Origin of the sequence: Nostoc sp. ChiVER01 (genome assembly GCF_034531155.1) — a bacterium.
GTDB lineage: Bacteria > Cyanobacteriota > Cyanobacteriia > Cyanobacteriales > Nostocaceae > Nostoc.
In genome coordinates this window covers 1-12,669 of the sequence record NZ_JAVRBS010000022.1, presented here as the reverse complement: position 1 = coordinate 12,669, position 12,669 = coordinate 1, and the positions used below count along the sequence as shown (strand labels likewise).

Annotated in this window: 11 protein-coding genes and 1 pseudogene; 8 read left to right on the top strand and 4 right to left on the bottom strand. The window is 39.3% G+C overall.

Features of this window, described 5'->3' with window-relative positions; all coding sequences use genetic code 11:
* Window positions 1-112 precede the first annotated feature (112 nt).
* Both RMY00_RS24800 and RMY00_RS24795 read left to right on the top strand, forming a co-directional pair.
* Window positions 113-961 (top strand): lysophospholipid acyltransferase family protein, encoded by an 849-nt coding sequence (locus RMY00_RS24800; RefSeq protein WP_322650092.1) that lies wholly within the window; start codon window positions 113-115, stop codon window positions 959-961.
* A 679-nt stretch (window positions 962-1,640) separates the two neighbouring features.
* Window positions 1,641-2,993, top strand: a complete 1,353-nt coding sequence (locus tag RMY00_RS24795) for a hypothetical protein (RefSeq protein ID WP_322650091.1) — start codon at window positions 1,641-1,643, stop codon at window positions 2,991-2,993.
* 160 nt (window positions 2,994-3,153) lie between these two features.
* On the opposite strand, the gene RMY00_RS24790 is transcribed toward RMY00_RS24795, so the two are convergent.
* The 4 genes and pseudogenes from RMY00_RS24790 to acs form a co-directional block, all read right to left on the bottom strand.
* On the bottom strand, window positions 3,154-3,414 hold the full coding sequence (locus RMY00_RS24790) for a MoaD/ThiS family protein (protein WP_322650090.1): 261 nt from the start codon (window positions 3,412-3,414) through the stop codon (window positions 3,154-3,156).
* Between the two features lie 108 nt (window positions 3,415-3,522).
* Window positions 3,523-3,786, bottom strand: a pseudogene (locus RMY00_RS24785) (Uma2 family endonuclease); the annotation flags it as partial.
* Between the two features lie 219 nt (window positions 3,787-4,005).
* The gene (locus tag RMY00_RS24780) at window positions 4,006-4,686 is read right to left on the bottom strand and encodes a tetratricopeptide repeat protein (protein WP_322650089.1); all 681 of its coding nucleotides are present in this window, start codon (window positions 4,684-4,686) and stop codon (window positions 4,006-4,008) included.
* 126 nt (window positions 4,687-4,812) lie between these two features.
* A complete protein-coding gene (acs, locus tag RMY00_RS24775) occupies window positions 4,813-6,786 on the bottom strand; it encodes an acetate--CoA ligase (RefSeq protein WP_322650088.1) in 1,974 nt (657 codons plus the stop codon).
* Window positions 6,787-7,017: 231 nt separating this feature from the next.
* On the opposite strand from acs, the gene RMY00_RS24770 reads away from it, so the two are divergent.
* From RMY00_RS24770 to RMY00_RS24745, 6 genes are all read left to right on the top strand, one after another.
* Window positions 7,018-7,662 carry a restriction endonuclease subunit R gene (locus RMY00_RS24770; RefSeq protein WP_322650087.1) on the top strand — a complete coding sequence of 215 codons (645 nt, stop codon included), beginning with the start codon at window positions 7,018-7,020 and terminating at the stop codon, window positions 7,660-7,662.
* Between the two features lie 22 nt (window positions 7,663-7,684).
* Window positions 7,685-8,434: a Uma2 family endonuclease gene (locus tag RMY00_RS24765; RefSeq protein WP_322650086.1), complete on the top strand. Its 750-nt coding sequence runs from the start codon at window positions 7,685-7,687 to the stop codon at window positions 8,432-8,434.
* Window positions 8,435-8,526: 92 nt separating this feature from the next.
* Window positions 8,527-9,216, top strand: coding sequence for a hypothetical protein (locus RMY00_RS24760; RefSeq protein ID WP_322650085.1), 690 nt, complete (start codon window positions 8,527-8,529; stop codon window positions 9,214-9,216).
* Window positions 9,217-9,284: 68 nt separating this feature from the next.
* On the top strand, window positions 9,285-9,725 hold the full coding sequence (locus RMY00_RS24755) for a hypothetical protein (protein WP_322650084.1): 441 nt from the start codon (window positions 9,285-9,287) through the stop codon (window positions 9,723-9,725).
* Window positions 9,726-10,287: 562 nt separating this feature from the next.
* On the top strand, window positions 10,288-10,704 hold the full coding sequence (locus RMY00_RS24750) for a hypothetical protein (RefSeq protein WP_322650083.1): 417 nt from the start codon (window positions 10,288-10,290) through the stop codon (window positions 10,702-10,704).
* An 11-nt stretch (window positions 10,705-10,715) separates the two neighbouring features.
* Window positions 10,716-12,669: tetratricopeptide repeat protein (locus RMY00_RS24745; RefSeq protein WP_322650082.1), on the top strand; the 1,954-nt coding region annotated here is incomplete at its 3' end.

The window sequence follows — 12,669 nt, the reverse complement described above, 5'->3', positions numbered from 1 at the left end:
GAAGAAACTGATTTAAAGTCTTTAGACGAATCAAATTTTGTGCAATGGAGCAAACCTGGTCATACCTAACAAAGAATTGTTTGACCTTTACCAATCCTGTTAAAATGCATCGATGTCAAAAAAGCAAAGTCTCATAAACAAAAAACCCGGTTGGTCTTTGGATGAGCGAGATCCAAAGTTCATAGAATCTCTAATGCCTCTGTTGGGCTTTTTCTATCACTACTATTTCCGAGTTCAAACTAGTGGCTGGGATAATATTCCACCCCAAGAAAAAGTCTTATTTGTCGGTTCGCATAATGGAGGACTCGCGGCTCCCGATATGACAATGATGATGTACGACTGGTTCCGGCAATTTGGTGTGGAGCAACCTATTTATGGTTTGATGCATCCGAAGGTTTGGCAGGTTAGCCCACCACTAGCGCAACTGGTTGCTAAGGCTGGAGCAATTATGGCTCATCCGAAAATGGCTTATGCTGCCTTGCGCTCTGGAGCGAGTCTGCTAGTTTATCCAGGTGGAGCCGAAGATATCTTCCGACCGCATTATTTACGTAACAAAATCTACTTTGTGGGACGACAAGGATTTATCAAGTTAGCGTTGCGGGAAAATGTGCCGATTGTCCCTGTGATTTCCTGGGGCGCTCACGATACGCTGATTATATTGGCTGACTGCTATAAAATTGTGCGGCAACTGCACGAATGGGGGATGCCTTGGCTGTTGGGGATTGATCCGGAAGTTTTTCCAGTCTATCTTGGACTGCCTTGGGGATTAGCAATTGGCCCGTTACCCAATATTCCATTGCCTGTGTCCATGTACACGCAGGTTTGTCCGCCAATTGTATTTCAACGTTATGGCCCCGAAGCAGCCAGCGATCGCTACTATGTCAATGAATGTTATGAATTAGTTGTTAGTCAGATGCAGCAAGAGTTAGATCACTTAGTAAAGCTAGCTGCTAAGTCTTAAAGCTATTGAGTAAAATTTGCATGTCCGACTTCTAAGCAGTTTGATTACAAACGAGTGAGGACAACAAGAAAATTGTCTTGCCAACGGTAAAATCTGCAAAAAATATTGACTGCATTTTTCAATTAATTGAATTATACCACTCCCCATTATTTTAAAAGTGATTCATAAAGCAATACTTTCGCCAAAAATAGAGATATATAGTATATTGATTGAAAACAATTGCTGCTCATTGGAGAAAAACTTTTTGGTTTCTTGACTGTTAGTTGATGCTTGATAACAGGTTTAAACTTTTACATACCAGATATTTCAATTAGCATAACGATTATGTGGGGAAAGAGCAAAATATATGCCAAGTATTTGCAATTATAATTTACCTCATACTCAAAATAGTTGAAATGCAGAACTGAGAAGGATTTTCAAACTTAATTTCCATTTTATGCAAGCATCTTAGCTTAATGCCAATATCAATCCCTGCTAAAGTAATTGAAGATGTTCAGCTTTACTATATAACTTTATAGTAATATTGATTTAAACCGCATCTGCCTTGAAAACCGTAGTTTATCGGAATTAGGAAAAAGCTCAAAACTCAACCAGGACTGAAAAATCTAGATTTCAAATAAAATAGACGGGTTTAGACGCATTTAATTGTATAGAGTTAAATGACAAATAAACCTCTATTTTGGTAAGACAAGTAAAAACTTTATTGAATAATTTTTGGATGATTATGCTAAATCTTGATAATTATAGCAATCAGAAAAAAAACCAAATATTGTTAGGTCTTGCGATAGTATTCTCATTAATATTGTGTGTTGAATTAGCAATTAGGGCTTATTCTTTTAACCTTGAGGCTTTAGCTAATTCATCAGGTCAATATTTACCTGATTTTTCTAAAACCATTGACAAAATAAGAGTAGATATAGAATACCGTTGTTTACTTATTATATATTTTCTATGGTTAATAATCAACAAAAAAAGAGATATAAGTTTTAGAAAAATATTAAAAAATAGTTCATTTTTTTTGTTAATTGCCTTTATAAGTTATCCAATAACTACTGACATTAATCTATACGTACATTATGGCTTGATGGATTTAAATGGAATTAATCCTTTTATTAATGCTGCAAGCACATTTACCTCAAAGTTATCTCCATTCCTGGTTTGGAAACAGACTTCAACTTATGGGCCTATATCTCAACTATTTTTTATGTTTTCCGCTATTTTCGTTGCAATCACCCCAACTTTGGGAATTTATGTATTTAAATTAATATGTCTTTCATTCCATATATTAAATAGTTCTTTAATATGGCAGCATTTAAAAACATCTCCTCATAAAGTTAATATAACAATTGCATATTTAGTTAACCCATTTTTGCTGTATGAGCAGGTTACAAATGCACATATTGATGTATTAATTTCTACAGTTTTAATTACTTTAATAATATGCCTAAAAAATCATAATTATATAACTGCAATTGTCACAGCTTGGATTGGTTTTTTAATTAAAACATTACCAATTATTTGGTTGCCTCTAATCTTTGTTTATTTGATTAAACAACAACGGTGGAAAATTATCTTTAGTGCTGTTTGTATCTCTTTAGGTATACTTTTTGCCACTTCTGTTATAGCTTTACCTACATTTGATGCTTGGAAAAGCCTTTTAAATCCTGGGGTTGGAGAAAAAGTAGGCTATTCATTATATGCTTTGGTAAAGAGTTTACTAAGTTTGAAAATTCTAAACCTTTCTCTAAGTTTCCAACATACTTTATACTCAATAATTAAACCTATAATATTTTCTATATTTGTAGTTTCTTACTTGATTATTTTGATAAAACCATATTGGAAAAAAAATTATTCGGAAACTAATCTTAGTATAAGTATAGGATGGGTTACTTTAATATTATTTATGTTTGCTGCTCCTTGGTATTGCTCTTGGTATTCTTCTGTGCTGTTGGGAGTCGTAGCTTTAAATATATATTCAAAAAGATTTGCAATTGCTAGCATTGGATTTTGCATTATAAGTGCTATTGCTTAGACGATAGTTTTTCACTCTTCCTTCTAAAACAAGAGTTTGCAGTAAAGCAAAGTAGAGATTAATATATATGCTAATGTAAAAATAAATCAAACTGCAACGCGATAGTCATTAGTTATCAGTTAAAAGTTTTTAATTTTTAACTCCTAACCTAACTTCTTTGCTAGCCGCCACTTACTGGTGGAATCAGCACAACTTCATCCCCATCTTGTAGTAGGGTATCTGGTTCAACAAATATTAGATTAATTCCAAAGCGGGTGATCTCACGCCATTGGGAGAGTTCGGGGTGTTCAGCTATGAGGCGATCGCATACTGTTTTGACTGGCATACTATTGGGAAATTCCAGCACTAGTTCCGAAACCCTAAAGGCTTCTTGATAAGCAGCAAACAATTTGACGGTGACGGTGATTGCAGATTTAGACATACAAAATGCTTTAGCAGTACTAGCAAGTTAATTTAATACTTGACAAGCACCCTGAACTCTTGGGCTTAATTATACATTACTAAGTACATGATTTCATAACGAAAAAATGTTTCTTAATCGCGGTACATTGGGTACATAAAACCAGTCTGGTGCTTCAGCCCTCTTTTCAGGCGGATCTGTAAATCGCCAGTATATACCAGAATCTTGTTCAATACAATATTGACTATCAGGATGAAGTTGCTCTAAAACAGGTTTAATTGAATCTGTAATTAAAATGCTTTGCGGGTGTTCCTGAAGATTTTCTACGAATGTACCATCTGAGTCTGGTAACTAGGTGTGGTCAGGTAAAGTTAATGCCGAAAAGGAAGTCATAGGCTTTAACCAAAGATTTGTCTGAACAATTATTCTATTTCGATGCTTTTAAGAGGGTGGACTGGAAAGCCCACCCTACAATAAACCAGATACCTCTTACCCAGCAGCCAGATTCCGCAGCAACTGCCGTATAATAAGTGATCACAGTTTTTGTAAAGCACCTTTAAAGCTAATTTTCAGCAACTTTTTTGAAATTTTATCTGCGGAATAATGTGATTTTCATGAAACACTAGGATCGTCAGCAGTTTTGATCTCTTTCAAGATTCTTTCTACTTGGTTAACTTTTTCACCTCTATTTTGTTCTTTGAAAATTTTTAAAGCTTTTTCTAAAGAAGATAGCGCTTCGTCTTTTTTATTTGTTTGCCACAATGCTAGTGCAAAATTAGTTAGCCCCTCGCCATAATTAGGATTAATTTCTAAAGCTTTTTTATATTGAGTAATGGCTTCTTCCCAGCGACTTTCGCTAGCGTAAACCATACCCATCGCATTGTAAGCTAGAGCGTATTTTGGCTGGAGGCGAATCGCTTCTTGATAAGAACTAATTGCTTCTTCTGGTTTCTTTTGCCGAAAAAGCACATTTCCTAGTTGAAAGTGTCCGAAAGCATCGTCTGGAAATTGTTTTATGAATTTGCGTAAATTTTCCTCTGCACCTGTCAACTCTCCTTGATTAAATAAAGCATTGGCTTGTTGCAGCATTTGCGATCGCTGTGATGGCCCTGTGTCTGAAAACTGCGCTAGTTTTTGTGGTTGTCTCTCAACCGACTGTCCAGGGGAATGCAAAGAAACTTTTGCAGGAACCGCTAACACTAATGGTGATAAACCAATTACAGTGATAATACTCAGCGTCATACCGCTAAAAGATTGAACAAATGCTGATTTCAGTTTGCGCTCTACTTTCATCGCCCTGAATGCCTCAATAATCTTCTAATATTTATGATAAATGAGGTGCGTAATGGCGTAATGCATCACAAGACAGACGGTAAAGGCGCACATATATGCGCCCCTACTAACCTCATTTAAAATTACTTACGTCCCTTCGCGCAATTTATCCAACACGCTTCTATCTTCTAATGTCGAAGTATCTCCAGATACCTCTTGTCCGGCGGCTAGATTTCGCAGCAAGCGCCGCATAATCTTACCTGATCGCGTTTTGGGCAAAGAGTCTGTAAAGCGAATTTCTCCGGGACGCGCGATCGCACCTATTTCTTTGACAACGTGCAGTTTGAGTTCTTTACTCAGTTCCTCACTTGCTTGATAAGTGCCTTCTAAAGTCACAAAAGCAACTACTTCTTCACCCTTAAGTTCATCTGGTTTACCCACTACCGCCGCTTCTGCAACTGCTGGATGCGAAACTAAAGCTGATTCTACTTCCATTGTACCGAGCCGATGCCCTGATACATTCAATACGTCATCCACACGACCCATTACCCAAAAGTAACCGTCTTCATCTTGCCTCGCACCATCACCAGCAAAGTAAGTGTAGTTACCATCTTTGGGTGGAATGTGTTCCCAGTAGGTGCGGCGGAAGCGTTCTGGATCGCCGTAGACTGTCCGCATCATTCCTGGCCAAGGATGACGTACTGCTAGATAACCGCCTTCGTTATTGGGTACGGTGTTTCCTTCCAAATCTACGACATCTGCAATAATTCCTGGAAAGGGAAGAGTTGCGGAACCTGGTTTAGTGGGAATCGCCCCTGGTAACGGTGTAATCATGATACCGCCTGTTTCTGTTTGCCACCAAGTATCAACAATTGGACAGCGATCGCTACCAATTACTTTGTGATACCACATCCAAGCTTCTGGGTTAATTGGTTCGCCGACGGTTCCCAACAAACGCAATGAAGATAGGTTTCGCGCATTCGGATGTTGTTCACCCATCTTAATAAATGCCCGAATTGCCGTAGGTGCAGTATAAAAAATATTAACACCGTATTTTTCAATTACATCCCAGAAACAGCCAGGATTAGAGGCACGGGGCGCACCTTCATACATCACCGTGGTTGCACCGTTGGAAAGCGGGCCGTAGACAATGTAGCTGTGTCCCGTAATCCAACCTACATCGGCAGTACACCAATATACATCTGTGTCTTGCAGGTCAAAGATCCACTTGGTGGTGATATGGGTATACAAATTATAACCAGCAGTTGTATGCACTACACCCTTCGGTTTGCCTGTGCTACCAGAAGTGTAGAGGACAAACAGCATATCTTCGCTGTCCATTGGTTCGGCGGGACAATCTGCCGATACTCCCTTTTGCAAATCATGCCACCAATGATCGCGTCCCCCCAACTGCATATAAGTTTCTTGTCCGGTGCGCTTAACAACGAGGACATTTTCAACGCTGGGAACAGCACCATCAGCTAAGGCTTTGTCTACCTGTTCTTTGAGAGGAACGATCGCATCTTTGCGCCAACCACCATCAGCTGTGATTACCAGTTTAGCTTTGGCATCAATTAAGCGATCGCGCAAAGCTTCGGCACTAAAACCACCAAATACCACGCCGTGGGGTGCGCCAATTCTGGCACAGGCTAACATTGCGATCGCAGCTTCGGGAATCATTGGCATATAAATACCAACGCGATCGCCTTTTTGTACACCTAGTTGCTTCAAAACATTGGCGAACTGACAAACTTCCCGGTGCAGTTGGGCGTAAGTTAGGGTACGCGAATCACCTGGTTCTCCTTCCCAAATCAATGCTGCTTTGTTTTTGCGCCAAGTAGTGAGATGTCTGTCAAGGCAGTTGTAAGAAATATTCATCTTACCGCCAACAAACCACTTAGCAAAAGGCGGTTGCCAGTCTAATACTGTATCCCATTTTTGGAACCATTCTAATTCTGTTCCAGCCAAATCTGCCCAAAATTGCTGTGGATCGGCTTTGGCTTTATCGTAGAGACGCTGATAGTCTTCCAGGCTTTTGATATGGGCATTTTGCGAGAATTCCGAGACAGGATGGAAGAGGCGATTCTCTTGGAGGATTGATTCTATAGTTGGTTGAGACATGGTTAGTTATGAGTGCGATCGCTATTGTGATTAAAAACTATTCTTAGCCCAGTTGTGCTAGACACTGTTTAGATTTTCATAAAGCTAAATAGAAATTACTGAGTTATTTAGTTTACATTCATTTTCATTTAGCAAAAGCAAGCGAGCAAGAAATGTAAACAGGTTACATGCAACCTATCTACCGCCAATATTGCAAAATATAAATAGTCTTGACAAAGAACGCCTGAAATTATGCCCCTCACTGTCGAAGCTAGCAGCTTATCTCTCAACGATGTTCATCGCTTTCTCAAAATAGAAAAGCTTTCTAATGCTTCATTTACAGACTTCTTAACTTTAGAACCACTCTCTGAGTTTGAACAGCAGGATTTATTAAGAATCAGAAACGACTTTGATCGTTACCTAAGCGATCGGAAAATTTCTGAAGGGTTGGTTAAATTTTTAACGATCGCACCCTTAATGCGGCTCTCAGGATTTTACGATGTGCCGATTCGGTTGACAATGGAAGATAGCATTGCGATCGCAGTTGAAGATGAAGACAGAAAAATTACCGGACGGATGGATATTTTAGCAATAAATAATCCCCAAAGTAATATTGCGCCGCCTTTTTGGGTTGTAGTGATTGAAACAAAAAATAGTTCGGTTAATGTGATTGAGGGTTTACCTCAATTACTAACTTATGCTTTTAAGAGTTTAGAGCAACAACCATCAGTTTGGGGCTTGGTAACTAATGGACAGCTATATCAATTTGTTTATCTAAGACATGATAACCAGGCAACTTATGAGTTGATGCCATTATTAAACTTGAGTCAATCTCCAGATGCAATTGAGTTATTGCAAGTTTTCAAAGCCATTTGTCAGTTACCGAATTTTCAGTAAATAGATTGTGGAGCGATCGCTGATGTCTGAACCTGCTACCTTAGAAATCATCTCTGATAGTATTTCAGAAGACGAAGTTATTTTTCCTCCTGGTGATATACTTAGTGACGAACCACCCTTGGAAAGCGATCTACACCGCGACCAAATCGATTTGCTGATTCGCATACTAAAATTATGGTGGCGAGAAAAGCAGGATTTTTATGCTTCTGGCAATTTGACGATTTATTACAGTCCTAACCAGAAAAAATCAGAACATTTCCGTGGGCCAGACTTTTTTGTAGTTTTGGGAACCCAGAAAAAAGACCGTAAGAGTTGGGTAGTTTGGCAAGAAGACGGCAAATATCCTAATGTGATTGTAGAAATTTTGTCAAGTTCAACGACAGCAGTTGATAAAGGTTTAAAAAAAGAAGTTTATCAAGATACCTTCCGTACACCAGATTATTTCTGGTTTGAGCCTGTAACAATGGAACTTCAGGGATTTCATTTAGTTGATGGTAAGTATCAAGAAATCGAAGTAACCACTGATGGACGTTTGTGGAGTCAGCAGTTAGAACTTTATTTAGGAGTTTATGAAGGTAAATTAAGATTCTTCACTACTGAAAATGAATTGATCCTATCATCAGAAGAGTTAGCTGAACAAGAACGTTTACGCGCCCAGCAGGCAGAAGAACGTGTCCAGCAGGCAGAAGAACGCGCCCAGCAGGCAGAGCAAGAAATTGCTCGATTGCGAGAGGTTTTACGTACACAGGGCATCGACATAGAGAATATCTGATGACATTAGGAAATTAATTAAAGACATTTTCAAGTTAAAATCTAGTTATCAATGTGTAAAAAAAGCGTAATCTTCTGAAAGTAGGGCATCGTTTGCAAGCAACAGAAATTAAGGATCAGCTAAAGTCCCTTATCGAGCAAGCCTCCTCGATAGATTATAATTTAGCGAGAAGATTAGATGAAATCAATCGTTGGATAAAAGACATCAAACCAGGTTCCTTGACTGCAAAACCCTTTGTCACGGCCTTTTTACTAGAGGTAATTACGGATTCGACAATTTGGCTGATAATCAAATCATTACCTTCAGAAGAAGAACAAAAAGCAAAGTTCGACCTAATGACGCCGATTGAGAGATATTGGTATGGCTATTTATTTCCCAGATGGTTTAATGCAAGTGACTCCAAGTTTTATATTTGGAAGCAAAAATTGATGGCAGGCGAATTTAATCAGGTAGATGATGATATCATTAAATCAATAGCTCAAGATATTGTTCAGCGAGAAGGTAGTTTTTGGCAGCGTTATATAGCCGACCTTTCAATGGCAACAGATTTAATTGTTAGTCGTAACAATCAACCACTGTGCATTCAAATTACCAGTGTTAGTGAAGAACTTAATCATCAAAAGTACGAAGCTTGGCAAAATACACTGCGATCGTGGGAAATCGAGAGGGGGCTGTTCTTAAGTTACAATCCCAAGGATGCTAATTTTGTCAACCAGTTAGTCAACGTGGCCCTGTATAACAGTGATTACCTTTCTGGTGGCAAATATCTAAAATTTTCGTGAATTTTCAGGAATTTGATATTTCGGGTTTGTGTTCTAGCCTATATACTTACGTGCTAATTAGAGCTTTTATGGCTAATAAAAGAGAAACTCACTGCAACAATCAAGTAGATACATTTGCTGAAGCTTTAGCAACGGCGCGACAAATGCAGCAGAACTGGCTAACTTACGGTGTTAATTTTGTCAATATTTACGTTGAAGATGTGGAGGGAGACTGGCTAGAAACGTGGGGAAATGACGAGATTTTAGGCAATTTTCAATTAGATACTATCAAAGAATTTTTGGTAAGTAATGATAGTGTAGCCGTGAAAGTAAGAGAGCATTTAGGAGAGCGATCGCTCTTTGATTTTGCAGTAAACTTAGATGAATCTTGGAGAATTTCTGAAGTAGATGACAGGCTATCTGCTGTGAGACAGTTGTTAGCTGGTGAAGGAAATAGTATTGATACAGATAATATCAGGTTATTGGATTTGGCAAATACTCTGGTGGGAAAGTTGGCAGAGATTTTGTGAAATTTAGAATTAATTTCTAGTAAATTGCTTCCAGACCTTATTTACATTTATCCTATTTAGTCCGTAAACGCAGATTTTGGATAAAAATCTCGCACAAAGGCGAGGGAGGATGAGCGAAAGGTAGAGGCGCTCATAACTGTAAATTTAGATTTTCTTATGGATGTTGAAGCAATAGTTACTCACGTTCAAGCATTTATAAGAAAGGTTTAAGCATTTCTTGCAAATGTTAAAGCAATAGTTACTCGCGTTGAAGCATGTATAAGAAAGGTTTAAGCATTTCTAACAAAGATTAAATATTTTCTTGTGAATGTTGAAGCAATTGTTACTCACGTTGAAGCATGTATAAGAAAGGTTTAAGCATTTCTAACATAGATTAAATATTTTCTTATGAATGTTAAAGCAATTGTTACTCACGTTAAAACTTTGGTTAATAACGTTGAAAGTTTTCCTTGACAGCGTACACTCGACTTTAACCAGAGAAACTGGATTTGCCTCTATCTGGAATCTAAACATCTGTTATTGTATGCATCAGTTAAGATGTCGCCAGATAAGGTAGGATACTTTGGAACCAATAACAGCTAGTGCGATCGCAACTCTCGCTTTTACCAAAGCATTTGAGAAAACCGTTGAGAAATTCACTGAAGCAGCCCTTGTTAAAATGGATGAGCTGCGAAAAAAGATTTGGGGTAAGTTACGGGGAAATTTGAAAGCAGAAACAGCCCTCGTTGCTGCTGAAAAAGGCTCTAAACCAGATTTAGACAGGGTTGCTGCTTACTTACAGATAGTTTTACACGAAGAACCGGAGTTTGCTAAAGAAGTAGAAACACTGGCTCGTGAAATTGAGGCTGGTAAGATAGTAGACAATAGCAATATGACCCAAATCAATCAAGATAATGTCAGGGGATGGCAAACTCAGGTTAAGGGTGGAACAGTTTATCAAGGCGATATTAACATTCATCATGCACCCCCCAATTCTTGAATTGAGCCATCATGAACCAAAGCAACCAGGATAATGCTAAGGGCTGGCAAACTCAGGTTAAGGGTGGAACAGTTTATCAAGGCGATATTCGTATCTACAATTCCCCTACCCAGCAGTTACAGTCAACTTCTCCAAATAATATTCCTTACCGGGGTGTCGCTCACTTTGTCGGGCGGGATGAGAGACTTGTAGAAGTGCATAAAAAGTTGCTGCAAAATGACAACGCAGCAATTTTGGCTGTGGCTGCTATGGGAGGAATCGGTAAAACTGAACTGGTGACACAATACGCACACCGCTACAAAGTCAATTATCCTGGTGGGCTTTGCTGGTTAGATGCCAGAAAACCAGACTTAGCAACAGAGATTGTGCAGTTTGCTCAATTTTACATGAAACTGGAAGTACCGCAAACCTTATTGACTTCCCAGGAACAAGCAAAATGGTGCTGGCATAATTGGCAACCACAAACAGGACTAGTCTTGGTAGTATTGGACAATGTTGACGATGTGACTAACTGGGAAAATTCTCGCCAAGTTCTGCCAACAGATAACCGCTTCTGTATATTAATCACAACTCGGTTGCGAAATCTCGGTTCAACAGTTCAACAGATAACTTTGGATGAACTCTCACCAAACGATGCTTTGGATTTGTTGATAGCTTTGTTAGGTGAGAATGATAGGCGGGTGCAACGGGAACCACAAACGGCAGCAAATTTATGTAAATGGCTGGGATATCTGCCTTTAGGTTTGCAATTAGTCGGCGCGTATTTGGCAGAAGATCCAAATTTGTCTTTGACAGAGATTTTACGGCAATTACCAGCCCAACAAAAATCTCAATTGGAAGCCGTATTTGAATTAAGCTGGCAACAACTCGATTATATGACACAGCGTGTCGGTGAGTTGTTGAGTTTATTTGCCCCGGATATCATTCCTTGGCAAATAGTTGAATCTGTCAGTCAGCAGCTAGATTGGGCAAAGGCAGATGTTGACGAGGCGAGAAAGCAACTTTATAAGCGCCATTTAATTCAAAGTGTAGTAGAAGGAGAAAGTTGCTATAAAATTCATCCTTTAATTAGGGAGTTTTTGCAGGGGAAATTGGCAGGGTTAAGCACAGCCGATGACTTCAAAAAAGCCTTTGCCGCAGTATTAGTAAAAATTGGTAAGGAAATACCTGAATCTCCTACCCTTGAGGATATCAAGTCAGTGCAACTGGCAATTCCTCATTTAACTGAGGTCGCACAAAATCTGATTGATGTTGTGGAGAATGAAAATTTAATATCGGTTTTCACTGGCTTGGGCAAATTCTATGAAGGACAGGGTTTGTATACCCTTGCAGCACCTTGGTATCAGCAAGGATTATCAACCGTGCAAACCCGTTTGGGAGAAGAACATTCGGATGTCGTTGTCAGCCTGAACAACTTGGCATTACTTTACAATTCTCAAGGACGCTATAACCAAGCCGAACCCCTGTTTCTGCAAGCTTTAGAACTTTATAAACGTCTGCTGGGAGAAGCACATCCCGATATTGGCAGCATCCTGAACAACCTGGCATTACTTTACAATTTTCAAGGACGCTACGACCAAGCCGAACCCCTGTTTCTGCAAGCTTTAGAATTGAGAAAACGCCTGCTGGGAGAAGCACATCCCGATATTGCCAGCATCCTGCACAACTTGGCAAATCTCTACGAATCTCAAGGACGCTATGACCAAGCCGAACCCCTGTATCTGCAAGCTTTAGAACTAAGTAAACGCCTGCTGGGAGAAGCACATCCCGATATTGCCACTAGTCTGAACAGCCTGGCAAATCTCTACTATTCTCAAGGACGCTACGACCAAGCCGAACCCCTGTTGCTGCAAGCTTTAGAACTGAGAAAACGCTTGCTGGGAGAAGCACATCCCTCTCTCGCCACTAGTCTGAACAGCCTGGCAAATCTCTACTATTCTCAAGGACGCTACGACCAAGCCGAAC

What these genes read in the sequence shown, in the direction of transcription:
- RMY00_RS24765 (WP_322650086.1), top strand. Translation starts at nt 7,685, where the DNA reads ATGTCTGAACCTGCTACCTTAGAAATCATCTCTGATAGTATTTCAGAA.
- acs (WP_322650088.1), bottom strand. Translation starts at nt 6,786, where the DNA reads ATGTCTCAACCAACTATAGAATCAATCCTCCAAGAGAATCGCCTCTTC.
- RMY00_RS24800 (WP_322650092.1), top strand. Translation starts at nt 113, where the DNA reads ATGTCAAAAAAGCAAAGTCTCATAAACAAAAAACCCGGTTGGTCTTTG.
- RMY00_RS24770 (WP_322650087.1), top strand. Translation starts at nt 7,018, where the DNA reads ATGCCCCTCACTGTCGAAGCTAGCAGCTTATCTCTCAACGATGTTCAT.
- RMY00_RS24780 (WP_322650089.1), bottom strand. Translation starts at nt 4,686, where the DNA reads ATGAAAGTAGAGCGCAAACTGAAATCAGCATTTGTTCAATCTTTTAGC.
- RMY00_RS24790 (WP_322650090.1), bottom strand. Translation starts at nt 3,414, where the DNA reads ATGTCTAAATCTGCAATCACCGTCACCGTCAAATTGTTTGCTGCTTAT.
- RMY00_RS24755 (WP_322650084.1), top strand. Translation starts at nt 9,285, where the DNA reads ATGGCTAATAAAAGAGAAACTCACTGCAACAATCAAGTAGATACATTT.